This is a genomic window from Ensifer sp. VA4, assembly GCF_055710065.1.
The window spans coordinates 251,966-274,061 of sequence record NZ_JBVQPO010000012.1 but is presented as its reverse complement, the minus strand read 5'-3'; the positions used below and the strand labels follow the sequence as shown (position 1 = coordinate 274,061).

At 63.6% G+C, this 22,096-nt stretch carries 24 protein-coding genes; 13 read left to right on the top strand and 11 right to left on the bottom strand.

Translation table 11 applies throughout. The features are described 5' to 3' along the window. Positions 1–289: LysR substrate-binding domain-containing protein (locus tag AC0C6X_RS22235; protein ID WP_472955191.1), on the top strand; the 289-nt coding region annotated here is incomplete at its 5' end. A 17-nt stretch (positions 290–306) separates the two neighbouring features. Here the strand turns inward: AC0C6X_RS22235 and arsB are convergent. The 3 genes from arsB to AC0C6X_RS22220 all read right to left on the bottom strand — a co-directional run bounded on the left by arsB (position 307) and on the right by AC0C6X_RS22220 (position 2,340). After that, positions 307–1,365: an ACR3 family arsenite efflux transporter gene (arsB, locus tag AC0C6X_RS22230; RefSeq protein WP_472955190.1), complete on the bottom strand. Its 1,059-nt coding sequence runs from the start codon at positions 1,363–1,365 to the stop codon at positions 307–309. Then, a complete protein-coding gene (locus tag AC0C6X_RS22225; protein WP_173517024.1) occupies positions 1,365–1,886 on the bottom strand; it encodes an arsenate reductase ArsC in 522 nt (173 codons plus the stop codon). Before AC0C6X_RS22225 ends, arsB begins: the two co-directional genes overlap by 1 nt. A gap of 103 nt (positions 1,887–1,989) precedes the next feature. Further along, the gene (locus AC0C6X_RS22220; RefSeq protein WP_173517025.1) at positions 1,990–2,340 is read right to left on the bottom strand and encodes an ArsR/SmtB family transcription factor; all 351 of its coding nucleotides are present in this window, start codon (positions 2,338–2,340) and stop codon (positions 1,990–1,992) included. 42 nt (positions 2,341–2,382) lie between these two features. On the opposite strand from AC0C6X_RS22220, the gene AC0C6X_RS22215 reads away from it, so the two are divergent. Then, positions 2,383–2,904: a DUF6428 family protein gene (locus AC0C6X_RS22215; protein WP_472955189.1), complete on the top strand. Its 522-nt coding sequence runs from the start codon at positions 2,383–2,385 to the stop codon at positions 2,902–2,904. Positions 2,905–2,938: 34 nt separating this feature from the next. Here the strand turns inward: AC0C6X_RS22215 and AC0C6X_RS22210 are convergent, their stop codons facing one another. Continuing rightward, positions 2,939–4,672 carry an adenylate/guanylate cyclase domain-containing protein gene (locus AC0C6X_RS22210; protein ID WP_173517027.1) on the bottom strand — a complete coding sequence of 578 codons (1,734 nt, stop codon included), beginning with the start codon at positions 4,670–4,672 and terminating at the stop codon, positions 2,939–2,941. Between the two features lie 198 nt (positions 4,673–4,870). Between AC0C6X_RS22210 and AC0C6X_RS22205 the strand changes: the two genes are divergently transcribed. The 3 genes from AC0C6X_RS22205 to AC0C6X_RS22195 all read left to right on the top strand — a co-directional run bounded on the left by AC0C6X_RS22205 (position 4,871) and on the right by AC0C6X_RS22195 (position 7,475). Further along, positions 4,871–5,794, top strand: coding sequence for a bifunctional helix-turn-helix transcriptional regulator/GNAT family N-acetyltransferase (locus tag AC0C6X_RS22205; RefSeq protein ID WP_472955186.1), 924 nt, complete (start codon positions 4,871–4,873; stop codon positions 5,792–5,794). Positions 5,795–6,076: 282 nt separating this feature from the next. Further along, entirely contained in the window at positions 6,077–7,060 is a 984-nt protein-coding gene (locus AC0C6X_RS22200) for a sensor histidine kinase (protein ID WP_173517029.1), read from the top strand. Positions 7,061–7,088: 28 nt separating this feature from the next. Then, the gene (locus AC0C6X_RS22195; protein ID WP_472955184.1) at positions 7,089–7,475 is read left to right on the top strand and encodes a response regulator; all 387 of its coding nucleotides are present in this window, start codon (positions 7,089–7,091) and stop codon (positions 7,473–7,475) included. A 10-nt stretch (positions 7,476–7,485) separates the two neighbouring features. Here AC0C6X_RS22195 and AC0C6X_RS22190 read toward each other — a convergent pair whose 3' ends face one another. The 3 genes from AC0C6X_RS22190 to AC0C6X_RS22180 form a co-directional block, all read right to left on the bottom strand. Beyond that, positions 7,486–8,181: an SOS response-associated peptidase gene (locus tag AC0C6X_RS22190; protein WP_472955181.1), complete on the bottom strand. Its 696-nt coding sequence runs from the start codon at positions 8,179–8,181 to the stop codon at positions 7,486–7,488. Positions 8,182–8,220: 39 nt separating this feature from the next. After that, positions 8,221–9,624, bottom strand: coding sequence for a DUF1254 domain-containing protein (locus AC0C6X_RS22185; RefSeq protein WP_472955194.1), 1,404 nt, complete (start codon positions 9,622–9,624; stop codon positions 8,221–8,223). Positions 9,625–9,816: 192 nt separating this feature from the next. After that, positions 9,817–10,467: a LysE family translocator gene (locus tag AC0C6X_RS22180; protein WP_472955180.1), complete on the bottom strand. Its 651-nt coding sequence runs from the start codon at positions 10,465–10,467 to the stop codon at positions 9,817–9,819. A 217-nt stretch (positions 10,468–10,684) separates the two neighbouring features. On the opposite strand from AC0C6X_RS22180, the gene AC0C6X_RS22175 reads away from it, so the two are divergent. The 5 genes from AC0C6X_RS22175 (at position 10,685) to AC0C6X_RS22155 (ending at position 14,709) form a co-directional block, all read left to right on the top strand. Further along, positions 10,685–11,119: an RrF2 family transcriptional regulator gene (locus tag AC0C6X_RS22175; RefSeq protein WP_043616306.1), complete on the top strand. Its 435-nt coding sequence runs from the start codon at positions 10,685–10,687 to the stop codon at positions 11,117–11,119. A 167-nt stretch (positions 11,120–11,286) separates the two neighbouring features. Continuing rightward, positions 11,287–12,171: an NAD(P)/FAD-dependent oxidoreductase gene (locus tag AC0C6X_RS22170; protein ID WP_472955179.1), complete on the top strand. Its 885-nt coding sequence runs from the start codon at positions 11,287–11,289 to the stop codon at positions 12,169–12,171. A gap of 130 nt (positions 12,172–12,301) precedes the next feature. Next, complete coding sequence (locus AC0C6X_RS22165) at positions 12,302–13,120, top strand: arginase family protein (RefSeq protein WP_472955177.1); 819 nt, start codon at positions 12,302–12,304, stop codon at positions 13,118–13,120. Positions 13,121–13,203: 83 nt separating this feature from the next. After that, positions 13,204–13,995 carry a DUF1194 domain-containing protein gene (locus AC0C6X_RS22160; protein ID WP_472955175.1) on the top strand — a complete coding sequence of 264 codons (792 nt, stop codon included), beginning with the start codon at positions 13,204–13,206 and terminating at the stop codon, positions 13,993–13,995. Between the two features lie 372 nt (positions 13,996–14,367). Continuing rightward, entirely contained in the window at positions 14,368–14,709 is a 342-nt protein-coding gene (locus tag AC0C6X_RS22155) for a DUF6616 family protein (protein ID WP_173517037.1), read from the top strand. A gap of 36 nt (positions 14,710–14,745) precedes the next feature. On the opposite strand, the gene AC0C6X_RS22150 is transcribed toward AC0C6X_RS22155, so the two are convergent. Both AC0C6X_RS22150 and AC0C6X_RS22145 read right to left on the bottom strand, forming a co-directional pair. Beyond that, positions 14,746–15,177: a GNAT family N-acetyltransferase gene (locus AC0C6X_RS22150; RefSeq protein WP_472955174.1), complete on the bottom strand. Its 432-nt coding sequence runs from the start codon at positions 15,175–15,177 to the stop codon at positions 14,746–14,748. Between the two features lie 114 nt (positions 15,178–15,291). Continuing rightward, complete coding sequence (locus AC0C6X_RS22145; RefSeq protein ID WP_472955172.1) at positions 15,292–16,959, bottom strand: arylsulfatase; 1,668 nt, start codon at positions 16,957–16,959, stop codon at positions 15,292–15,294. Positions 16,960–17,238: 279 nt separating this feature from the next. On the opposite strand from AC0C6X_RS22145, the gene AC0C6X_RS22140 reads away from it, so the two are divergent. Both AC0C6X_RS22140 and AC0C6X_RS22135 read left to right on the top strand, forming a co-directional pair. Next, a complete protein-coding gene (locus tag AC0C6X_RS22140; protein ID WP_472955171.1) occupies positions 17,239–17,748 on the top strand; it encodes an NUDIX hydrolase in 510 nt (169 codons plus the stop codon). Between the two features lie 123 nt (positions 17,749–17,871). Next, positions 17,872–18,339, top strand: a complete 468-nt coding sequence (locus AC0C6X_RS22135; protein WP_472955170.1) for a group III truncated hemoglobin — start codon at positions 17,872–17,874, stop codon at positions 18,337–18,339. A 21-nt stretch (positions 18,340–18,360) separates the two neighbouring features. Here AC0C6X_RS22135 and recX read toward each other — a convergent pair whose 3' ends face one another. Further along, complete coding sequence (gene recX, locus AC0C6X_RS22130) at positions 18,361–18,921, bottom strand: recombination regulator RecX (RefSeq protein ID WP_472955168.1); 561 nt, start codon at positions 18,919–18,921, stop codon at positions 18,361–18,363. Between the two features lie 266 nt (positions 18,922–19,187). Next, complete coding sequence (locus tag AC0C6X_RS22125; protein ID WP_173517043.1) at positions 19,188–20,417, bottom strand: aminotransferase-like domain-containing protein; 1,230 nt, start codon at positions 20,415–20,417, stop codon at positions 19,188–19,190. Between the two features lie 490 nt (positions 20,418–20,907). Between AC0C6X_RS22125 and AC0C6X_RS22120 the strand changes: the two genes are divergently transcribed. Next, positions 20,908–21,510 (top strand): class I SAM-dependent methyltransferase, encoded by a 603-nt coding sequence (locus AC0C6X_RS22120; protein WP_472955167.1) that lies wholly within the window; start codon positions 20,908–20,910, stop codon positions 21,508–21,510. Positions 21,511–22,096 lie beyond the last annotated feature (586 nt).

Here is a 22,096-nt window from a genome sequence, read left to right as displayed (position 1 = left end):
GATCGACGCGGCCCTTCACGCCCTCGGGCTCGAGCGCGACATCGCCGCATCCGTCGGCAGCTTCTACGAAGCCCTGGCGCTTGCCCGCGCCACGGATCTGATCGCCAGCGTGCCCGAACGCTACACCGGCACCTTGCGCGCAAACCTCGTCACCTTCCCGCTGCCGGTCTCTCTGCCCGAAATCACCATCTCGCTGCTCTGGCACCCCCGCCTGGATGCGGATCCGGCGCATCGGTGGTTAAGGGGGTGTGTCAGGGAGGTGTGTGTGGGCGCGCGTTCGGCGTCTTAAATTAGGCCCCCATTACCTCACGCGCGCTCCGAAACGGCATTCCTGGCGACGGCGGGCGCTGCCTCGTACCAGCCCTTGGATCTGTTCACGATCCAGACGACCGACAGCATCACCGGCACCTCGATCAGCACCCCGACGACGGTGGCGAGCGCTGCGCCCGACTGGAAACCGAAAAGACTTATGGCGGCGGCAACGGCCAGTTCGAAGAAGTTCGAGGCGCCTATGAGAGCAGAGGGACCGGCGACGCAATGTTTCTCGCCCGACAGGCGATTGAGCAGATAGGCGAGCCCGGCGTTGAAATAGACCTGCACGAGGATCGGCACCGCCAGAAGCGCAATGATCGTCGGCTGCGCGATGATCTGTTCGCCCTGAAACCCGAACAGCAGCACCAGCGTTGCCAGCAGGGCGACCAATGAGGCCGGCTGAACCTTCGCCAGGAAGCGATCGAGCGCCGCGGACGAAGCGTTCGCCAGGAGACGCTTGCGAAGCACCTGCGCGATGATCACGGGAACGACAATGTAGAGGGCGACCGACAGCACTAAAGTTGCCCACGGCACGGTGATCGCGGAGAGCCCGAGCAGAAGCCCGACGATGGGCGCGAAGGCGACGATCATGATCGCGTCGTTGAGCGCCACCTGGGAGAGCGTGAACAGCGGTTCGCCCTTCGTCAGGTTCGACCACACGAATACCATCGCCGTACAGGGCGCTGCGGCGAGGATGATGAGGCCGGCTATGTAGGAATCGATCTGATCGGCCGGCAGCAGCGGCCGGAAGAGCCAGCCGACGAACAGCCAGCCGAGCAGCGCCATCGAGAACGGCTTGACCGCCCAGTTGATGAGAAGCGTCACGCCGATGCCGCGCCAATGGCTTCCGACATTGGAAAGCGACCGAAAGTCGATCTTCACCAGCATGGGAATGATCATCAGCCAGATGAGGATGGCGACCGGTATGTTGACCTTGGCGATCTCGGCAGCGCCAATCGCCTGAAACACACCAGGCATGAGGTGGCCGAGCGCTATGCCCGCCACGATGCAGATCGTGACCCAGAGGGTCAGGTATCGCTCGAACGCCGACATCACGAAGCCCTCCGCTCGGTCGCGCCTTCCATGCCGCCGATCTCGCGCAGATGGCGCTCCAGCACCATGCGGTCGATCGATGCCAGCGGCAGGTTGACGAAGGCCGTGATGCGGTTCTTCAGGAACTTCGCGGCCTCGGCAAAGGCCCGCTGGATCTCGCCCTCGCTTCCTTCGACGGCGGCCGGATCCTCGATGCCCCAATGGGCCGTCATCGGATGACCGATCCACACCGGACAGGCCTCCCCGGCAGCGCTGTCGCAGACCGTGAAGATGAAATCCATCTGCGGGGCGCCGGCGCCGGAGAACACGTCCCAGCTCTTCGAGGACAATCCGTCCGTCGGATAGCCGAGCGCTTCGAGCTCCCGGATCGCGTGCGGGTTCACCTGCCCCTTCGGCTGGCTGCCGGCAGAATAGGCGCGAAAGCGACCCTTCCCCTCCTTGTTGAGGATGGCTTCGCCGAGAATGGAGCGGGCGGAATTGCCCGTGCACAGGAAGAGCACGTTGTAGATGCGGTCAGACATGGCGGTTTGTCCCGTTAATGCGAGGGGTCCAGGAGAAGGAGTTCATCGGGTGCGGACGGCGGGCGAAAGAACGACCGGACGGCTGCCTGCTTTCGCCGATCGGTCATGCCTTCGCTCCCGCCGGTGCGCAGCACGACGCCGCAGCGACGGCGGGGGCGCAGATCTCGGGATGGCCGCCGCAGCAGTCCTCCATCAGGAAGCGGACCAGCCCGCCAAGCGCGTCATAGCCGGCCCGGTAGATGATCGAGCGGGATTCGCGTTGCTGCGTGATCAGCCCCGCTCTCTCCAGTTCCTTGAGATGAAAGGAGATATTCGAGGGCGATACCTCCACCCTTTCCGCCAGCGCCCCCGCCGCCATCCCGTCCGCGCCGGCGACGACGAGCAGGCGGACGATCTGAAGGCGGGTCTCCTGGGAAAGCGCTGCGAAGGCAGCGAGGGCTTGACGCTCATCCATATTTCAATAATCCTTGAATAGTTGAAATGAGGATTAGCCCAAATGAATGTTCCCGACAAGTCCAAAATCGGCGACCACGACCTCAGCCTCGCCGACTTCATCAGCGCGCTCGGGACCGCCCGGGATCTGCCGCTGGTGTTTCACTACGACGGCCATGCGGTGAGATCCGGCTACCACGTCACGGAAGTCAAGGCCGGCCAGTTCTCGGCCCTCGATTGCGGCGCCAATCCGGAGGCCTGGTCCGAGATCTTCGTGCAGTTATGGGACGTCGAGGAAGCCGGCCGAACGCATCTTTCCGCCGGAAAGTTCGCGGCCATCGTCCGCAAGGTCTCCGAACACGTTCGCCTCGACGCCACGGCCCGCCTGACCTTCGAGGTCAGCGACGGCGTGCGCCCGATGCAGCTCTACTGCGCCGGTACCCCCGTGTTGGAGGATGGCGGCATTCACGTCCACCTGCAGCCGAGACCGGCAAGCTGCAAGCCGCGCGACCGCTGGCTGGCCGAAGCCGCCCCGGCTCAGGCCTGCTGCGGCCCCAGGGAGAACGCTGGCGGCTGCTGCCCGTAGAGCAAATTTTCGGGGTCGATCGAGGCCCGCCTTTTCACCCCGCCCCCGCCTTGGTGAGCCCCTCGCGCAAATGCTGCGCATCGCTCTCCTGCGCATAGTGCAGCGTGCCGAGAAAAGCCCCGATCTCGAACGAGGGGTTGAGCGCCCGCACCTTCTCCATATGCGCGCCGGCCGCGATCGTGTCGCCGAGCCAGCCGTAGCAGGCGGCGATGAAGGCGTGCTGGGTCTCGTCCATGCTGGAGAGATGCATGAAGGCTTCTATCGCCTCGCCATACTGGCGGGCGGCGAAATGGGCCTTGCCGAGGTGGCTCCAGAAACGCTCCGGGTGGTGCGGGTTGAGCCGCATCGCCTTGCGGATCCATTCCACCCCCTCCTCCGGCCGGCCGAGCCAGGTCAGCAGTTCGCCCTGCTGCACCACCACCAGGTCGTAATTCGGGTTGAGGAAGAGCGCCCGCTCCTGGTGGTAGCGCGCCGTCGTCAGCGCATTGTTGTTGACGTTGACCGCCGCGAGGATGCGGTGCACGTCAGCGTCGTTGTCGTCGAGCGCGAGCGCCCGTTCGAGCTCGTCATTGATCTCGGCCCAGGTCGCCTCCTTGTCGGCGCACCAGCCATAGACCCAGGCCTGGCCGAGGATGCAGGCGCGCCAGGCGTGGGCATGGGCATAGCCGGGGTCGAGCGAGACGGCCCGGTCGATCAGCGATTGCGCCTGCTCGTTATCGGCGGCGCTGCCGCGGTGGTGCAGCACCTTGGCGGCAAGCGCGCATTCATAGGCCGCCATGTTCGCCGGCTTCGTGCGGGAGAGCTGGTCGCGCTGGGCGGCCTCCAGGCGCCCGGGCACGGTGGCGGCGATCGCCGCCGTCACCTCGTCCTGAATGGCGAAGATGTCGTCGAGCTGCCGGTCGTATTTGTCGGCCCAGATATGGGCATCGCTCTGCGCGTCGATGAGCTGCACGGTGACGCGCACCCGCTCGCCGATCTTGCGCACGCTGCCTTCCACCAGATATTGCGCCCCGAGGCTGGCTGCCACCTCGCGCGCGTTCACCGGCTGGTTCTTGTAGACAAAGGAGGAGTTGCGCGAGATGACGAAGAGCTCATGCCGGCGCGACAGCTCGGTGATGATATCCTCGGTCAGGCCGTCGGCGAAAAACTCCTGGTCCGGATCGCCGCTCATATTGTCGAAGGGCAGCACGACGATCGTCGGCTTGCAGACGCCCTTTTTCGCCGTATCACCCGCTGCAGCCGGCAAACCTGCCCCTTCGAGCCCGACGCGATAGAGGTGCACCGGGCGGCTGATGTTCTTCAAGATCTTCTCGCCGAGATCGTCGATCGGCAATTCCAGCCGGTCGGCAACTTGCGTTGCCACCGCCGCGGTGACGCAGATGCCGCCGACCTCGGCCAGTTGCTCGGCGCGCGCGGCGATATTGACCCCGTCGCCAAAGATGTCGTCGTCCTCGAAGATGATGTCGCCGAGATTGATGCCGATGCGGAATTCGATCCGCCGGTCCTCCGGCACGTCGCTGTTGCGCCGCTTCATGCGGCTCTGGATCTCGACCGCGCATTTGACCGCATCGGTCACGCTCTGGAACTCGACCAGCAACCCGTCGCCGGTGGTCTTGATCAGCCGCCCCTTGTTCTTGGCGATCGCGGGATCGATGAGCTCGATGCGGTGGGTTCTCAGCCGCGCAAGCGTGCCCGCTTCGTCGGCTTCCATCAGCCGACTATAGCCGGCCATATCGGCCGCCAGCACTGCGGCGAGTCTCTGCTCCATGGGCTTGCCATACGATAAAAGAGCGGCCGATTCCGGACCAGGAGGTTCCCGGTGCAATACTATCGCACGCCGAGGGGATCGCCTACCTAAATTAGAGAGCTCTGCTTTTCGATCACCGCATCAACGGCAAGGTCGCTTGACATTACTTGCCTAAGGCAACTAATTATATGCTCAAGGCAATTTCATAAAGGCATCGCCATGTCTGCGCAGCAGATCCACGACCGCGCCCTGACGGTGCGGCGCTTCAACCGCTTCTATACCCGCCTGATGGGCCTGCTGCACGAGCACCTGCTCGCCAGCGCCTTCTCGCTGACGGAGGTTCGCATTCTCTATGAGCTGGCGCACCGGCCGGCGCTCACCGCATCCGATCTCTGCCGCGAGCTCGGCCTCGACGCCGGTTATCTCAGCCGCGTCATCGCCGGCTTCGAGAAGAAGGGGCTGGTCGAAAGGACCCGCTCACCGGCCGATGGCCGGGTTGCGCAACTCGAACTGACGGAAGCGGGGCGCGCTACGTTCCAGCCCCTGGAGGATGCCTCCCAGCGCGAGGTCGTCGCCATGCTGGAAAAGCTCTCGGTGCCGGAACAGCGGCAACTGGTTTCAGCGATGGGCGAGATCGAGAGCCTGCTCCAGGAGGAGCGGGTGCCAACCTACATCCTGCGCGATCCGCAGCCGGGCGACATGGGCTGGGTCATCCATCGCCAGGGCGCGCTCTATGCCGAGGAATATGGCTGGAGCACCGAATTCGAGGCCCTGGTCGCCGAGATCGTCGTCAAATACATGCGCGACTACGACCCGGCATCCGACCGTTGCTGGATCGCCGAAAAGGACGGCAAGATCGTCGGCTCGGTGTTTCTGGTAAGGCACGACGAGACGACGGCAAAGCTCAGGCTTCTCTATGTGGAGCCGAGCGCGCGGGGCCTCGGCATCGGCCGCCGCCTGGTCGAGGAATGCATGCGCCACGCGCGTCTTCTCGGCTACAGGCGCATGGTGCTGTGGACCAATGCGGGCCTCGACGCCGCCCGCCACATCTACGAGAAAGCCGGCTTCGCGCTGATCGAGGAAGAACGGCACCACAGCTTCGGCAAGGACCTCACCGGCCAGATCTTCGCGCGGGATCTGTGACGCGCGAATATCGCCTGCCGCCGTCGGCGCCATCCCGGTTCGAGAGCGATGCGGCGGCCGCGGGTGCTCCTGCTGCATGCCCCCTCAAACCGACCATGATTCAAGGACAAAGACATGCCGCCATTCAAACGGCCACGGCGACCTTTGCGCGTCTCAAAAGACGCGCGGCGCTGTAGGCGCACGCGCGCGAATGAGGCACGCACGTAACCTCCTGCCCGGAACAAGAATCTTTGCTTGCTCGTTATTGGTTGTGACGAAGAAGATCAGCGCCCGGGTACGATAATGAACCTGGAAGACATCTACCGCCTGCTGCGAAACGATCATCTTGAAGCGCAGGGCATCATCGACACCGTCCCCGATCCCTTGCTCTTGCTGGATCAGAACCTGTGCGTGCGGACCGCCAGCCGCGCCTTCTTCAAGACGTTCAAGGTCGATCGCGACGAGACGATCGGTGAGCACATCTACGACCTCGGCAACGGGCAATGGGACATTCCAGAGCTGCGCCGCCTGCTTGAAGAGGTGATCCCGAAGAGCAAGGCGGTGGTCGACTATGAGGTCGAGCACGAATTTCCGAGCATCGGGAACAGAATAATGCTGGTGAGCGCCCATCGGCTGTTTCATCCCGATGGCAACAGCAGGTCCCTGCTGCTCTCGATCGTGGACGCGACCGAGCGGCGCTTGCGCGAGACAGAAAGGGATCTGCTCCTCGACGAACTCCGGCATCGCATGAAGAACCTGCTCGGGCTGGTCCAGGCGCTCGCTCGCCAGACGACGGCGGCGGGCCGCTCCGGAGAGGAATATCGGGATGCGTTTCTTGGCCGGTTTGGCGCGCTGGTGCGGGCTCACGATGCGGCCTATTCGGGAGAGCGTATCGACCTCGAGGAATTGCTGGAGCGAACGCTGAAGCCCTATTCCGAAGGCGGAACGGCGGTGGTGATCGAGCCGAGCCAGCCGGTGCCGCTGGAAACGAACCGGACCATGTCGCTGAGCCTGATCCTGCACGAACTCGCGACCAATGCCGTAAAGTATGGCGCGCTGTCCACCGATACGGGGACGATTCATGTCCGGTGGGCGATAGAGGAGGCAAGCGCCAAGCATCTCAGGCTGACCTGGCGAGAGAGCGGCGGCCCTTCGGTCACACCGCCGACCACGACCGGCTTCGGCACGCGGCTTATCGAGTTCGCCGTCCGGTGCGAATTGGGCGGGCGGGTGGAACTGAACTATGCGCCAACGGGTTTGGTTGTAGAGATCGTCACACCCCTGTGACCGGTCTTCCAACAATGAGACCGGCTTCATGCGCAAGACCGTGCTTCTTGTCGAGGACGAGTTCCTGATCGCGATGGACCTCAAGCTGCTGCTCGAACAGCGTGGCTGGCGCGTGACAGGACCGGCCGCGACGGTGGAAGAGGCGCTTGGACTGCTGCACGACGAATTGCTGGCCGTGGCCGTTCTCGATGTTACGCTGCGGGACGGAGCGGTGACACGGGTCGCGGAGGCGCTTCGGGCGCAGAACGTACCCTTCGTGATCGCCAGCGCCCACCGCAATCCGGAAAGGCAGGGTGGCGAGGTCCTGGCTGGGGCCCGCAATGTCGGCAAGCCGACCGAAGTGCAGGATTTACTGGCCGCCCTGGAAGAAGCAACCCGATCCGGAGGCAGCATCCCGAGCGCGCGGAAAGCGTGATTTGGCCGCTTCAGTCGATCGGATCGAGAATGTCGGGCGTATCGTTCTTCGGCGAACCGACCTTGCTGCCGATCTTCCACATCGTCATCAGCTCAGGCGGAAACGGCTTCATCAGATCGGGCACGTCCGGCTCCGACGAAAACCAGCGCTCGTAGTCGTCCCGGTGCAGGATCACCGGCATGCGGTCGTGGATGTCGGCCACCATGGCGTTGGCATCCGTGGTGACGATCGCGAAGGTGCGGATGTCCTCGTCGGTCTCCGGGTTGCGCCAGCTCTCCCATATGCCGGCAAGGCAGAAGGGCTCGCCCGTCTTCATGGCGATGGCGTAGGGCTGCTTGTCCTTGCCGGTGCCGTGGATGTCCTTCCATTCGAAGAAGCCGTCGATCGGCACCAGGCAGCGGCGGCGCTGATAGCTCGAACGAAACTTCGCCGCGATCGTGTCGCCCCTGACATTGACGAGCGGCCGTCCCGCCTTCGGATCCTTCGTCCAGCTCGGGATCAGCCCCCAGCGCGCCGAAACGAAGACCGGGCCGAAGAGATCGGGATCGCGGATCACATCGCGGATGATGATCGGATAGATCAGCGTCGGTGCGCCGTTATAGCGCGGGAACTGGTTGGCGAGCGCTTCGACGCCGCCGCGCTCCGCAAAGCCGAAGGCCCTGAGCAATCCCTCGAGAGTGGTCTTCAGATAGACGCGTCCGCACATGATCGCTGCTCCCGACGCCGGCGCCTGTCCCTCCGCGCGTCACTTCACCTTCTCTACGTCAGGCAGTTTCCAGCTCTTGTCGAACAGCGGCTTTTCCGGGCCGTAGAGCCGGAAGAGCAGTTCGAACTTGCCTTCGGGGTCCACCGGCACCCAGTTGGCCTCCTTGCCCTCAGGCGCCTTTGGCCCGAAATAGACATCGACCGAACCGTCGGCGTTCTTCTGAACGCCGGAGCCGGTCGAGGCGACGCTCGCCTTGTCCATGTTGCGGATCAGCGCATGCGTCTCGCGGTCATAGGCCGTCACCGACCAATATTGCTTGACCGGCGCGTCCTTCGGCACCACGAGGCGATAATTGGCGCTGCCGTCGAAGGTGTCGCCGTCCTTGTCCCTGTTGGCCATCAGGTAGAATTGCGCCGTGCCGAGCCGCTTGATGCCGGTGAAGCCGAGCGTGTAGGTCACGCCGCGGGCGTCGACCGGATAGGTATTGGGATCGGAATAGGCGCCCGAGGCCGCAGCCACCATTTCCGGCAGCCCGGCGGGAAACCAGCGGATGCCCTCGTTGATCACGGGGAAGCCGGCGTCATAGCGTGCGGAAAGCTCGGCCCTCGCCTCGGCCGCCGCCGCGTCGAGCAGTTTCTTCGTCTCGGCGTTCGGCTGGTAGGGCTTGCCTTTCTCGATCCCCAGAGTTTTCAGATGATCGATCATCAGCCGGTCGCGCTCGAGCCAGGGTTCGGTCTGCACGATGCGGTTCAGATTGTCGAAGAAGCTGGCATCGTAGCGGATGGTGCTGTCGAACAGCACGTCATAGGCATCGACGAAGGTCGTCGCCGGCGCCTTGTCGTTCGCGGACATCGGGTAGATCTTGATCGTCTTGCCATAGGCGACCGACTTTTCGATATCGGCATCGCTATGGCTCTTGAGATTGGAGCGCAGCAGCGCAAAGCCGGTGAAGGTGTCCGAGCGGAGCGCGATGAAGCCCTCCGGCACCTCGCCCATATAGTCCGGCGGCAGGATCAGGTATTTGCCGCCCTTGCCCTTGTCCGCCCCTTCCGGCCCGGCATCCTCCAGCGGCATCTGCCAGGCATTGACGATGTTGCCGGCGATCGATCCGCCTTCTGCCGGCGGGATCTCGATGACGATGGGGCCATCCTTCACGTTCCAGAAGGACATGAGATAGATCGAGTCCGGGTTGGGCGTCAGCGTCTGGTTCTTCCAGTTGACCGGCCGCGACCAGTAGACGATCTCGTTGACCTTGGCCTTGGTCTTCGAAAGCGCCTCCTGCAGCATCAGGTCGGCGTTGACCGCCGGCATGCCCCAGATGACCGCTTCCACCGCCCGGCGCTCGAAGGCGCGGCGCTGGAGGCTTTCCGGCGAAAGGTCCTGTGCGGATACGCCCGCCGTTCCGGCAAGGAGCACAAGCGCTGTAAAGGCAGCCCGAAGCATCACGATCCTCACTTTCGGCAATGGCCCGCTGGACCGCCAGACGCAAGGCGACGTGCCCAGCCAGCCGATGGTCCGCTGCAAAGTAGAACCCCGCGCCCGTTCGGCGCGGAAGTTACGTAACGGTTACCTATATTACAGTGCCGCGCGCCTTATCGGACGCGCAAAGATCGCTTCCCGAGACGTCAGGCCGGTCTATTTCTTCTGATTGCCCGCAAAAGCGGCCGTCAAGCCAAGGCCGATGTAGACGAAACCGCTGACCCAGCGTTCAGCCTTCAGATAGACGGGACTGCGCTTCAGCCAATTGCCGGCCGTGCCGGCGGCAAGCGCATAGGTGCCATCCGTCACGACGCCAATCGCTGTGTAGAGAATCCCGAGAAAAGCGATCTGCATTGCCACATGGCCACGGTCGGCCTCGACGAACTGCGGCAGGAAAGCCAGAAAGAACAGCGCTGTCTTCGGATTGAGGAGGTTGACTATGAAGCCCTCACGAAAGAGGCGCATGCGGCTGCGCGCTGGCAAACCGCTCTCGATGTCGGGAATGTCCGACGGGCCGAAGATCTTCTTGAGGCCAAGCCAGATCAGGTAGGCCGCGCCGGCATACTTCACGACGCTGAAGGCGAGCGCGGACGACGCCAGGAGCGCCGAAAGCCCCACGGCGGCCGCGGCGACATGAACAAGCGTGGCCGTGTGGATGCCAAGGATCGAAACGAGGCCGGCCGAACGGCCCTGCTCGACCGAGCGCGCGAAGATGTAAAGGACTGCCGGTCCCGGCACGAGAAGCAGCACCAGCGTGGCGCTGACGAACAGGCTGAGATTGGTTGCGCTGGAAATCGCCAAATCCATGATTATCTTGCCCCGTTTCCTCTTACAGTAGCGATAGCATTGGACTGCGCCCAAGGCGAGATAAACCTGCGGGATACCGGGCCCTGCTCCGCCCAATTCCACCGCGCAAACCATACGCCCCCTTGACTCCGGAACCGCTGATCGTCTTCGGCGCGCGTCTGGCCCGCTTCCCACACCGCCCTTGCATCGCAAGACGATTCGTAATAATTGAAGTTACATGAAAAAAGACAGCCGCCTTTCCTCCGTTCTGCACGCGCTCCTGCACATGGCCGAGCGCGGCGAGCCTTTGACCTCGGACGAGCTTGCCATGTGCATGCGCACCAATCCGGTCGTCGTCCGCCGCACCATGGGCTTCCTCAGGGATGCCGGCATCGTTTCCTCCGCCCGCGGCCACGCCGGCGGCTGGGCGATCACCGCCGACCTCAAGACCGTGACGCTCCGGCAACTGCACGAGACGCTCGGCGAGCCCGCGATCTTTGCCATCGGCAACCGGCAGGAAATGCCGGAATGCCTGGTCGAACAGGCGGTCAACGCCGCCCTCGACACCGCCTTTGCCGAGGCCGAGGCGCTGCTGCTCGAACGCTTCGCCCATGTGACACTTGCCGACCTCGCAGAGGATTTCGCCCGGCGGCATCGGCTTCGATCACAATGAAAGCCGATCGATCCACGTCATGACGTGATCGATCCCGATACATCCGCCTATCCCGGAGCCGTCTAAAACGCGGTTTTCCGGCCGGAATTCCATTGCCCAAGCTCGGGTCGACACACTGGTTCCAGAGAGCCGGTGGGCCGACCTGCGCCCAACCGAAAGGAAGACCCATGCAACAGGACGTCATCATCATCGGCGGCAGCTATGCCGGCATGGCCGCCGCCCTCCAGCTCCTGCGCGCCCGCCGGCGCGTGTTGATCATCGACGAGGGCATTCGGCGCAACCGTTTCGCCAGCCACTCCCACGGCTTCCTCGGCCAGGACGGCATTGACCCCGGCGAGATCGCCGCATCCGCGCGGGCGCAGCTTTCCAAGTACCCGACGCTCACCTGGATCGATGGCCGCGCCGAGAAAGCCACGGGCAAGCAGGACGCCTTCGTCGTCACCACCAGCGATTGCGTTTCCCATGAAGGCCGGCGCCTGCTCTTCGCGACCGGCGTCAAGGACGGCCTGCCCGAGATCGAGGGGCTCGCCGAGCGCTGGGGCAGGAGCGCCTTCCATTGCCCCTATTGCCACGGCTACGAGCTGAACGAGGGCGAGATCGCCGTCATTGCCGCAAGCCCGATGTCGCTCCACCAGGCGCAGCTCATTCCCGAATGGGGCAAGGTCACCTTCTTCACCAATGGCGCCATTACACTTGACGCCGAGGCGCGCGCCGACCTCGTCAAACGCGGCGTCGCCATCGACGAAACCGCGGTCGCGAGGCTTGAAGGCCATGCCGATGTGGTGCTGACCGATGGCCGCCGCCTGCCCTTCTCGGGCCTTTTCGTCGCCACCCGCACCACGCCCGCAAGCGACATCGCCGAACGGCTCGGCTGCGAGATCGAGGAAACACCGATGGGGCTGCAGATCCGGGCCACGGCCGCGAAGGAAACTACCATCCCCGGCGCCTATGCCTGCGGCGACGCCGCGCGCGTCCCCCACTCCGTCTCGCTCGCCGTCGGCGACGGCGCCTGGGCCGGCGCGCAGCTGCACCGCTCGCTGGTGTTCGGATAATGAGCCAGCACAGGGGCGGCCGTGTAGCGGCACGAGGGAAAGACCGAACGGCGCCGTTCGGCCTCCGGCCTTGTCAAATCAGCGGCCCCTGTGCTCTCCATCGTTCCGTCCGAACGAGTTGGAGTGATCGATGCCAATAGCCCTCACCTGCTTCCAGGGTCGCGCCGGCGACCACAATGACCTCGGGATTCCGGGCGCCAAATCCATCGCCTCCCATCTTGCACAAAAGCTCGGCCTCGATGCCGTCGTGATCGGAGAGCCGGAACCGGCGCTGAACGGCCCCTGGACGGTCGAGCTCGAAGCCGCGATGCCGGCGCTCCGCCGCATGCTGGATCGCTTCGATGCGATCTACGCCGAAGGATCGGTCTCGCTGGCGGCAACGAGCCGTTGCGCGGTCTCGCTGGCAACGCTGCCCGCCGTCGCCAGATACCACGAGGATGCGGTCGTCGTCTGGTTCGACGCGCATGGCGACCTGAACACGCCTGATACCAGCAGCACCGGCTATCTCGGCGGGCTCGCGCTTTCGGGGCCTTGCGGCCTCTGGAAATCCGGCCTTGGCGACGGACTCTCGATCGGCAAAGTCGTTCTGGTCGGGCAGCGCGACCTCGATCCCTTTGAAACCGACCTCATCGCGGCGAAGGGCATTGCGCATATCCGCGCCGGCGCCGACCTTGCGCAAAGGCTGGCCGAGGCCGTCGCCGGCCGGCCCGTCTATATCCACCTCGACTGCGACGTGCTGAACCCCGGCATCGTCCCGACCGACTACCAGCATGACGACGGCTTGTCGCTCGACGATCTGCGCGCAGCCTGCGCGGTCCTTGCGAGGAGCCAAGTGGTCGGGCTGGAAATCGCCGAGTTCCAGAACGCCTGGTCGGCGGGCGGCGAGCCGGTGTCGCCCGAACCGCTGATCGAGGCCCTGGAACCGCTTCTGGAAAAGCTTGGCCGCTGACGCGGGCAGCCGACGCTTCACATTGCCAATGGCCGCTTTGGGCGTAGCATGGTCCCCCTGTTTGCGCTCGGGTCTCTGCCGCGATGAAACTGCGATCGGCTCTTTTCGCCTGTATCTGCCTGCTCGGCGGCAGCGCCTCTGCCGAGCCGCCGCTTCGCGTCGATCTCGAACTGGTGCTGGCCGTCGACGTTTCCTATTCGATGGAACTCGATGAGCAGCAGGTGCAGCGGCAGGGCTATGTCGCCGCCTTCCGGGAGCCCGAATTGATCCGGGCGATCGAGAACGGCCCTCTTGGCCGCATCGCCGTCACCTATGTCGAATGGGGCGGCGCAGCGGTGCAGGTCATGCCCTGGACGCTGATCGACGGACGGGCGACGGCGGCGCAATTTGCCGAAGCACTTCGCCGGCAGCCGATCCGGCGGATCGCCTTCACCTCGATCTCCAACACGCTGGCCTTCACGCGGCGGCTGTTCGATGTCAGCTCCTTCCAGGGCAGCCGCCGTGTCATCGATATTTCCGGCGACGGGCCGAACAATTCAGGCGTCCCGGCGCCGGTCGCCCGCAACTCCACCGTCGCCCGCGGCATCGTCATCGATGGCCTGCCGATCATGCTGAAGTCGCAGCCGGATACCGCCTCGATCCCCGACCTCGACGCCTATTACCGTGAATGCGTCATCGGCGGCGACGGCGCCTTTCTGGTGAAAGTGTCGAACACGGGCGAGTTCGCCAAAGCCATCCTGCGCAAGCTCATCATCGAGATCTCTGGCCAGGAGGTAAGCCGCCTGTCGCCGGCCATGGTGCGGCAGGCCCAGTACGGCAAGGACTACAATTGCTTCATCGGCGAGGAAATGCAGGAGCGGATGATCGGGCGATAAACACGATGCTGTTGTCCTACAGCTTCCTTCGTGCGTTCACACGACCGCCACATCCCCCACCCGTCATCCTCGGGCTTGACCCGAGGATCCATGCGCACCCGGGCGAAACATTCAGACCACAGTTCTGGATGCTCGGGTCAAGCCCGAGCATGACGGTGGGTAAGGTGCCGCGGGTAAGGAGCCACAGCCAAGGCAGGCACCGCCGTGGTGCGATCAGCACAGTTGCAGGCATGCCGCTCCAGCCAAAGACCGGGATCTCCATCCACAGCCAACAGGAAACGGCGTGTTGACTCTGAAATTCCAGCAGCATGAAACGGTTCACCGTCCGCAACTTCGCGACTTCAGACTGACAAACAGATACGAAAGCAGACCATGCCGCATTACCTGACCGAACTCTACAGCGCCAAACCGGCGTGGCTCGCCCTTTCCCGACAGGGGCGCCAGCAGTTCTTCACCGCGATCGGTTCCGCCATGCCCGCGCTGACCGCGCTCGGCGTGGAGCTGATCACCTTCGGCAAGGTCGACCAGTCCAAGCTGCATGCGGCCTCGCAGACCTTCTTCGCCGTGTGGCGCTGCCCGGATGCCACCGCACTGGAAGCCCTCGTTTCCGGCATCGCGCAATCGGGCTGGCACGAGTATTTCGACACGATCAACGCCGGCGGCAAAGGCACGGATTTGGCCGGTCACCTCACGCAGCTCGGCGAAGCCGCGTAGGGCTCGACCGTTCCCGCGCTCTCGCGGCCGGTCTCCTCAAGCCTCGATCGGCTTGAGGCGGCTGTAGAAGACGATCTCCGGATCGTTCTCGGCGAGGTTGTCGATATAGCCGCTTGGCTGGAAACCGGCCCTGATGAAGAGCTCCTGCATGGGGCGGTTCGACATGTTCGTCGAGCTGAAGAGTTTCGAGCCGGCGCATATCGATTGGAAATAGGCAATCAACGCGGCGCCAAGACCGCGGCGGCGATAGGCAGAACCGACCATCACGATCTCGATGAAGCCGTGGCCAAAGAACTGGTACGTCAGCACGCCATAGGCCGCAATCGCGCCATCGATTTCGACCAGGTGGCAGCACCCCGCCTCGATCCAATTGGCGATGTCGTCGCTGCGCTTCGGATCGTCGGCAACAACACTGTCGATCGCACAGAGCGCCGGATGGTCGTCCTTGACCGCAGGTCGAATTCGCATGGCCCAGCTACCCCAGTTTCGCGAGAAGCTAGTACGACGCGCTGCGCCAGGCAACCACCTCGGGGGGAAGCGGGCCCGCCGCCAGCCCATGCCGGCGGCGGGGGCATCTGCGCCTTATCTCGGCGCCAATCTTTCCAGATCATTCAGCCGCTTCATCGCTGCCTGCTGCGCCAGCAGGCCGTAGTTGATGCCGCTGGCATTCAGCGTGCTGCCGGCTTGGTAGGGATACTGCCCGAAGTCGGAGAAAAACTCCTTGATCTTGGCCTGGATCGGCACGAGCAGCCACATGTTCCGGCCGATGAACTCCATTGCTCCGCCGCCCTCCTTGCTGCCCCGTTCGTACGGATCCATCCTCAGATTGGTAATGTTTGCCCAACTTGGCACCTCGCGCGTCGCCGTTGCGATGTTGCCCTCGCTGTTGACCGCAAAGCTCAGTTTCCAGTCGTTCCACCGGATGGCGTTCAAGTTGCCGCCCTGGTCGAAATAATAAACCGACTCCCGCGGCGGCTCCTTCGCCTCGCCTTTCAGCAATGGCGTCAGGTCGTAGCCGTCGAGATGCACCTTGAAGGTCTTCGACGTGCCCTTGAAGCCTGCCTTCATCTCTTCCTTGACGTCGGCGATGCCGGCAGCGGCCGCAAAGGTCGGCATCCAGTCCATCAGCGTTACCGGGTCGTTGATCTGCGTGCCCGGCTTCACCACACCCGGCCAGCGCACCATCATCGGAATGCGGAAGCCGCCTTCCCAGGTCGTACCCTTTTCGCCGTGGAACATCGTCATGGCGCCATCCGGCCACAGCGCCAGCTCGGCGCCGTTGTCGGTCGTGTAGAGCACGATGGTGTTTTCGGCGATGCCGAGATCGTCGAGCTGCTGCAGCAGCTGGCCGACATGGCCGTCATGTTCCACCATGCCGTCCGCATGGATGCCCTTGCCGGTCTTGCCGAGCGACTCTTTCTTCAGATGGGTGAAGATGTGCATGCGCGTCGAGTTGAACCAGCAGAAGAACGGCTTGTCGGCCTTCACCTGCCGGTCGATGAAGTCCTTGGCGGCCGTCAGGAACTCCTCGTCGACGGTCTCCATGCGCTTGGTGTTGAGTGCGCCGGTGTCCTCGATCTTGCCGTCGGCGCTCGACTTGATCACGCCGCGGGGACCAAACTTCTTCCTGAACTCCGCATCCTTCGGATAGAAATAACCCTCCGGCTCCTCCTCGGCATTGAGATGGTAGAGGTTACCGAAGAACTCGTCGAAGCCGTGCGCGGTCGGCAGGTGCTCGTCGCGGTCGCCGAGGTGGTTCTTGCCGAACTGGCCGGTGGAATAGCCCTTGGTCTTCAAGACATCGGCGATCGTCGGCATCCAGTCCTGGATGCCGTGCGGATCGCCCGGCATGCCGATCGTCAGCAGCCCGGTGCGGAACGGCTCCTGGCCGAGGATGAAGGAGGCGCGGCCCGCAGTGCAGCTCTGCTGACCGTAGCTGTCGGTGAAGATCGCGCCTTCCGCGGCGATCCGGTCGATATTGGGCGTGCGATAGCCCATCAGCCCCATCGTATAGGCGCTGATCTGCGGAATGCCGATATCGTCGCCGAAGATCACCAGAATGTTCGGCGGCTTGCCGCTCGAAGAAGAGGATTGCTGTGCCTTTGCCGGGCTTACCGAAGCGCCGGATGCGACCAGCGAGGCTGCCGCGAAGATGGTTCCGCTCAAGAGCAGGTCGCGGCGACTGACATCCGTTCCCCCGCAACCATTCTCGGCCGTCGCGGAATTGGCCTTACCGTCATGCGCGCTCATCGCTTTCTCCTTGGCTCAAGTCGATGGGGTGAAGTGCTGCGATTTTCGGTTGAGCGGGATGATGCGCCTCAATGAGGACGGGACAAGTACGTAACGGTTACGAAGGGGCACGCCTGGCGCGCGGCGTTGCCCGTGTCGCGGGCGCAACTATTCGGTGGATGAAGCGCAGCCGACGTACCGGTTGCCATCCGCAGCCGCTTCCGCGTAACAGGCGGTTGCCATTAGTATCGCGCCGCAAAATGGCAGGCGCTCGGGAAAGGCGCGACAGAAAAGGAACGCATGAAGCCGACCAGGAAGGACAGCGGGCAAAAGACCGGCAAGGCCGGAACGATCTTGCAGCAACTGGCAAGATCGCCCGAGAAGCTTTTCTCCGGGTCGTTTCGCCAGCAGATCGCCGCCCTGTGCTTCCGCCGCGTGAAGCAAAGCCGTGACATCCAGATCCTGGTGGTCACCTCGCGCGAGAGCGGCCGCTGGGTCATTCCCAAGGGTTGGCCGATGAAGCGCAAGAAGCCGTATGAAGCCGCCGCGATCGAGGCCTGGCAGGAAGCGGGCGTGCGCGGCAAGGTCAAGAAGAAGCCGGTCGGCAGCTACACCTATCTCAAATCGCTCGACGACGGCGACGTCGTGCCCTGCGTGGTCGATATCTACCAGATCGAGGTCGATGAAGTCGCCGATGATTTCAAGGAGCGCGGCGAGCGCATTCTCGACTGGGTCAGTCCGGACGAGGCCGCGCGCCGTGTCCGCGAAATCGAGCTGAAATCTCTGCTGGTCGAATTCGCGCCGCGCTGAACATGCCGTCGAAGCCGCAAGCGCTCGCCCGCCGTCGACGACAGATTGCCGCAATAGACGCTTCCGCCTTTGGCGCCGGCGTCGCCATCGACTATATGAGACCGGCAAAGCCGAGGGCATGAGATGAACGACGAACTGCAGGGCCGCGCCGCCCATGTCGCGGCGATCGCCGAGCGCGCGGAAGCCGAGATGAGGGCGATCGGCGTCGACGAGACCTTCATCGGCCATCTGGTCGAGACGTTCTACGCGCGCGTGCTGGCCCATCCCGAACTTGGCCCGGTCTTCGATGCCAGGCTTTCCGGGCGCTGGCCGGAGCACATGCAAAAGATGAAGCGCTTCTGGTCGGCCGTCGCCTTCCGCAACGGCGCCTATGGCGGCAAGCCGGTGCAGGCCCATGTCGGCGTCGCCAACATGACGCCGGAACTCTTCCCGAAATGGCTGGCGCTTTTCTCCGCGACGCTCGATGACATCGCCCCGAGCCAGGAGGCCAAGGCCTGGTTCATGGCAACGGCCGAGCGCATCGCCCGAAGCCTGACGCTCTCGCTCTTCTACAATCCGGCGCTCGACGACCCCGCGCTGAAACGCGGGTGAAGGACGGGCGTTGCACGCCCATCAGAGCAAGCGGCCCGCAATCAGGATTTCCTCCGCCTCCTCGACTGACATCGCGAAGACGCGTCTGCCGATCTCGAAACTGAAGCCGCCGCGCGCAAAGGCGGAAAGCTCCTTTGCCGAGCGTTTCTCGTCGAGCGCCGCCTTGCGGAACGGACCGAAGGCGCGTTTGCGGGCAAGGACGACGGCGGCATAGAGGTCGTCGGCCTCCTCGAGGGCCGCCGCGACATCGTCCTTGGCAATGCCTTTCTGCGCCAATGTCTGCGCGATCGCCCGCTTCGACTTGCCGCCGCGCATGGCCGAGCGGGTCTTGACCTCGGCATAGGCCTGATCGTTGAGCGCGCCATTGTCATAGGCGAAGGTCACGGCCGCCGCCGCCAGCAGTTCCACCTGATTGGCGCTGATATCCTCGAACTTCTCCCGCGCCTTGCGCGCAATCGCGTCGAAAAGCTGCTTTTCCGTATGCATCTGGCGGGCGAGCCGGTAGGCGGCGGAATTGCGCGCCCAGGCATACATGCGCGGCGTCGGCTGATCGCTTACGTCCGTCTCGTCGTTGAGGTCCAAGCCTGCCCTACCCCTCGAAGTGAAACCACAAGGCAACTCCGATCCGCGCGGTTCATCGTCGCATCGGCCTGCGACATGATCTGACTCTCGCGGGCAACGCAAATGCCTACTGCATGTCTCCTGAAATCGACCTCGATTTAAGGACGAAGACATGCAGCAAATCAGAGTGTTTCGAGGTCTTCTCCCTGTGCGCGCTGCACCGACCAAAAGAAAAACGCGCCCGCCGGAACGGACGCGTTTTTTTAAGTGGCAGGAAATTGCGCGCCTTAAGCCGCCAGAGCCGCCGCTTCGCCGCGGATCAGGTCGCCGAGACGGCGAATGCCCTCGTCGATCATCTGGTCGTTGGCGCAGGAGAAGGAGACGCGCAGCGTGTTTTCGCCCGAGCCGTCGGCAAAGAAGGCGCGGCCGGGAACGAAGGCGACCTTGGCGGTCTCGATCGATTTCGCCAGCAGCGCGGCGCCGTCCATGCCCTTCGGCAGCGTGACCCAGACGAACATGCCGCCTTCCGGCTTCGTCCAGGAAACGCCCTCGGGCATGTACTTTTCGAGCGCCGCCAGCATGGCGTTGCGGCGCTGCTTGTAGACCCGGTGGATCTTGGCCACCTGCTGGTCGAAGCCGCGCTCGGCAACCGTGCAGATCGCCATCTGGTTGATCGTCGAGGAATGGAGATCCGCCGCCTGCTTCATCAGCACCAGCTTGCGGATCACCTTGTCCGAGGCGACGACCCAGCCGACGCGAAGGCCCGGGGCCAGCGTCTTGGAGAACGAACCGCAATAGATGGTGCGGGTGTTGTTGATGTCACCCTTCTTGGCGATTTCGAGCGCCAGGATCGGCGGAACCGGCTCGCCGTCATAACGCAGCGACTGGTAGGCCGCGTCTTCGATGACGGCGATGTCGAGCTCTTCGGCCAGCGCCAGCACGCGCTCGCGGCCGGCCCGGTCGACGGTCTCGCCGGTCGGATTGGCGAAATCGGCCGAGAGATAGGCGAACTTGACGCGGCCGCCCGCCTCGCCCGCCGCCTGGCGGTAGGCTTCCGGCGTGCGGTTGCCGTTGGGGTTCAGCTGGTCATAGGTCGGCTCGTAGGCGTTAAAGGCCTGCAGGGCGCCGAGATAGGTCGGCCAGGTGACGAGCGCGGTGTCCTTCGGCGACAGGAACAGCTTGCCGAGATAGTCGAGGCCCTGCTGCGAACCGGAGGTGATGAAGATGTTGTCGACGCCGGCGGGAATGCCGAGATCAGCCATCTGCTTGGCGAGCCATTCGCGCAGCGGCTTGTAGCCCTCGCTGACCGAATATTGCAGCGCCGCACCGACGGCCGGGCCTGCGAAGATCTCCGCATAGGCGTCCTTGAATTCCGCATCCGGAAACAGCGCCGGATCGGGAATGCCGCCGGCGAACGAGATGATGTCCGGACGGTCGAGCAGCTTCAACAGTTCGCGGATTTCCGAGGCGCGCATCCGGCTCGAGCGCGTCGCGAATATGTGTTCCCAATCCAGCATGGGTTGTTTCCTCAGAGATTATGGTGCGGAAAGCGGTTCTCCGCTTCCTCCCGCGTCATTGCAGACGGCGAAGCGACAGGACCACGACGGCTAATTTATGTCAATATTATTGACCTAATTCCGTGCGTTTTTCGGACTTTTCGGGCTCTTTGCACCTAGCGTCCAGGACCTGACGTCGCGTCAGCCCAAGCCGAATGCCACGCAGCCCCGGGCAATGCAAGCCACTCGCGTTACGCTCTTGCCGCCCGCGGGAACGGAGCGCCGCTGTCGTGCTGACATTTTTTCCCAAGACGCCGTCATCTTCGACTAGAGCAATTCCAGGAAAAGTGTGAAACGGTTTTCCGTCCGGAATTGCGTAATTTCAAAAGGTTAGATCCTTTCACTGTTTCCATGAAACAGTGAAAGGATCTAGTCTCTCCGCAATCGCGGACTTCGGCAGGAGAAAACAGTCCGCTTCACTCCTTCCCGCGACGAGAGCTAAAGAGCATCCATGACAAAACCCGATATCGACGACACCCTTATCTTCTACCGCGACAACGCCGCCACCTATGCGGGGCGGGAACGCCGGCCGCCGGCGGCGCGGCTCGATGCCTTCATGCGCAAGCTCGCACCCGGCGCCGCCGTTCTCGATCTCGGCTGCGGCGGTGGCCACGACAGCCTGGCGCTGCTGCAAGGAGGTCTCGACGTCACCGCCTGTGACGGCTCGGCGGAGCTGGCGCGTGAGGCCGAAGCCCGGATCGGCCGCAAGGTCGACGTCGTCAGGTTTCAGGAGATCGACTGGCGAGATCGCTTCGACGGCATCTGGGCCGAAGCGTCGCTCTTGCATGTGCCGCGCGCGGAACTCGGCGATGTGCTCGCCCGCCTCCGCCAGGCTCTGCGTCCGCGCGGCGTTCTCCATGCGAGCTTCAAGGCCGGCGAAGCCGAGGGCCGCGACCGCTTCGGCCGCTATTTCAACTATCCGTCAGCGGCATGGCTGCGCGCCCGTTTCGAGCAAGCTGACTGGTCGGAGGTTGGTATCCGCGAGGCGGATGGCGGCGGCTATGACGGCGAGCCGACCCGCTGGCTGTATGTGTCTGCGATCCGCGCGGGCTGAGGTCGGCGCGTTCGAGCGATACTGCCCGATCCCGAAGGGTGGGCAACAAGTCTCGATCCGCTTTGCCTCAAGCCTCGCGGCTGAAGTAACTCAGGATCAGCAAGGTGCAGATCGCAGCAACGATCAGGGCGTCGAAAAGTGCGAAGTGCTCAAGGAATGAGAACACGGCATTTCCTCCTTCCAGCTAAACCTATGAGAGCACAGATTCAGGAAAATTGAAACGCGAACCCCGAATCTATACTTCGACAGACCCGGAAATATTCATGGATATTCCTGCATTGCAGCATATTTCCTTTGGCAATGCACAATAAATGAACCGCCGTCCGCACAGGCACAACCTTCTGGCGACATCTCGGCCCGGCCTCGCTCGCGCATCATGGCGCCCTGACTTTCCTGCCGTCCCTGGTCCCGACGCACGCAGGGCCGCACCGGCGGCATCGATCGGCGCTTCATGCCTGTCACCTTCCTTCTGCGCCGGGGCCGAGCCTGCTTCCCACGGCAACACCAATTGACGCCGCTACCGGGAGGTGTAGATATTAGCAATACAGAATAAATGAAGCCACCTCAATGAGGGGCCGATTTCCAA

Bases quoted from the DNA above. Each gene is read 5' to 3' on its own strand.
- AC0C6X_RS22145 (WP_472955172.1), bottom strand. From the start codon at position 16,959: ATGAGCGCGCATGACGGTAAGGCCAATTCCGCGACGGCCGAGAATGGT.
- AC0C6X_RS22120 (WP_472955167.1), top strand. From the start codon at position 20,908: ATGACAAAACCCGATATCGACGACACCCTTATCTTCTACCGCGACAAC.
- AC0C6X_RS22150 (WP_472955174.1), bottom strand. From the start codon at position 15,177: ATGCGAATTCGACCTGCGGTCAAGGACGACCATCCGGCGCTCTGTGCG.
- AC0C6X_RS22170 (WP_472955179.1), top strand. From the start codon at position 11,287: ATGCAACAGGACGTCATCATCATCGGCGGCAGCTATGCCGGCATGGCC.
- AC0C6X_RS22215 (WP_472955189.1), top strand. From the start codon at position 2,383: ATGAATGTTCCCGACAAGTCCAAAATCGGCGACCACGACCTCAGCCTC.
- AC0C6X_RS22140 (WP_472955171.1), top strand. From the start codon at position 17,239: ATGAAGCCGACCAGGAAGGACAGCGGGCAAAAGACCGGCAAGGCCGGA.
- AC0C6X_RS22185 (WP_472955194.1), bottom strand. From the start codon at position 9,624: ATGCTTCGGGCTGCCTTTACAGCGCTTGTGCTCCTTGCCGGAACGGCG.
- AC0C6X_RS22190 (WP_472955181.1), bottom strand. From the start codon at position 8,181: ATGTGCGGACGCGTCTATCTGAAGACCACTCTCGAGGGATTGCTCAGG.
- arsB (WP_472955190.1), bottom strand. From the start codon at position 1,365: ATGTCGGCGTTCGAGCGATACCTGACCCTCTGGGTCACGATCTGCATC.
- AC0C6X_RS22225 (WP_173517024.1), bottom strand. From the start codon at position 1,886: ATGTCTGACCGCATCTACAACGTGCTCTTCCTGTGCACGGGCAATTCC.
- AC0C6X_RS22205 (WP_472955186.1), top strand. From the start codon at position 4,871: ATGTCTGCGCAGCAGATCCACGACCGCGCCCTGACGGTGCGGCGCTTC.
- AC0C6X_RS22125 (WP_173517043.1), bottom strand. From the start codon at position 20,417: ATGCTGGATTGGGAACACATATTCGCGACGCGCTCGAGCCGGATGCGC.
- AC0C6X_RS22195 (WP_472955184.1), top strand. From the start codon at position 7,089: ATGCGCAAGACCGTGCTTCTTGTCGAGGACGAGTTCCTGATCGCGATG.
- AC0C6X_RS22200 (WP_173517029.1), top strand. From the start codon at position 6,077: ATGAACCTGGAAGACATCTACCGCCTGCTGCGAAACGATCATCTTGAA.
- AC0C6X_RS22155 (WP_173517037.1), top strand. From the start codon at position 14,368: ATGCCGCATTACCTGACCGAACTCTACAGCGCCAAACCGGCGTGGCTC.
- AC0C6X_RS22160 (WP_472955175.1), top strand. From the start codon at position 13,204: ATGAAACTGCGATCGGCTCTTTTCGCCTGTATCTGCCTGCTCGGCGGC.
- AC0C6X_RS22175 (WP_043616306.1), top strand. From the start codon at position 10,685: ATGAAAAAAGACAGCCGCCTTTCCTCCGTTCTGCACGCGCTCCTGCAC.
- AC0C6X_RS22180 (WP_472955180.1), bottom strand. From the start codon at position 10,467: ATGGATTTGGCGATTTCCAGCGCAACCAATCTCAGCCTGTTCGTCAGC.
- AC0C6X_RS22135 (WP_472955170.1), top strand. From the start codon at position 17,872: ATGAACGACGAACTGCAGGGCCGCGCCGCCCATGTCGCGGCGATCGCC.
- AC0C6X_RS22210 (WP_173517027.1), bottom strand. From the start codon at position 4,672: ATGGAGCAGAGACTCGCCGCAGTGCTGGCGGCCGATATGGCCGGCTAT.
- AC0C6X_RS22165 (WP_472955177.1), top strand. From the start codon at position 12,302: ATGCCAATAGCCCTCACCTGCTTCCAGGGTCGCGCCGGCGACCACAAT.
- AC0C6X_RS22220 (WP_173517025.1), bottom strand. From the start codon at position 2,340: ATGGATGAGCGTCAAGCCCTCGCTGCCTTCGCAGCGCTTTCCCAGGAG.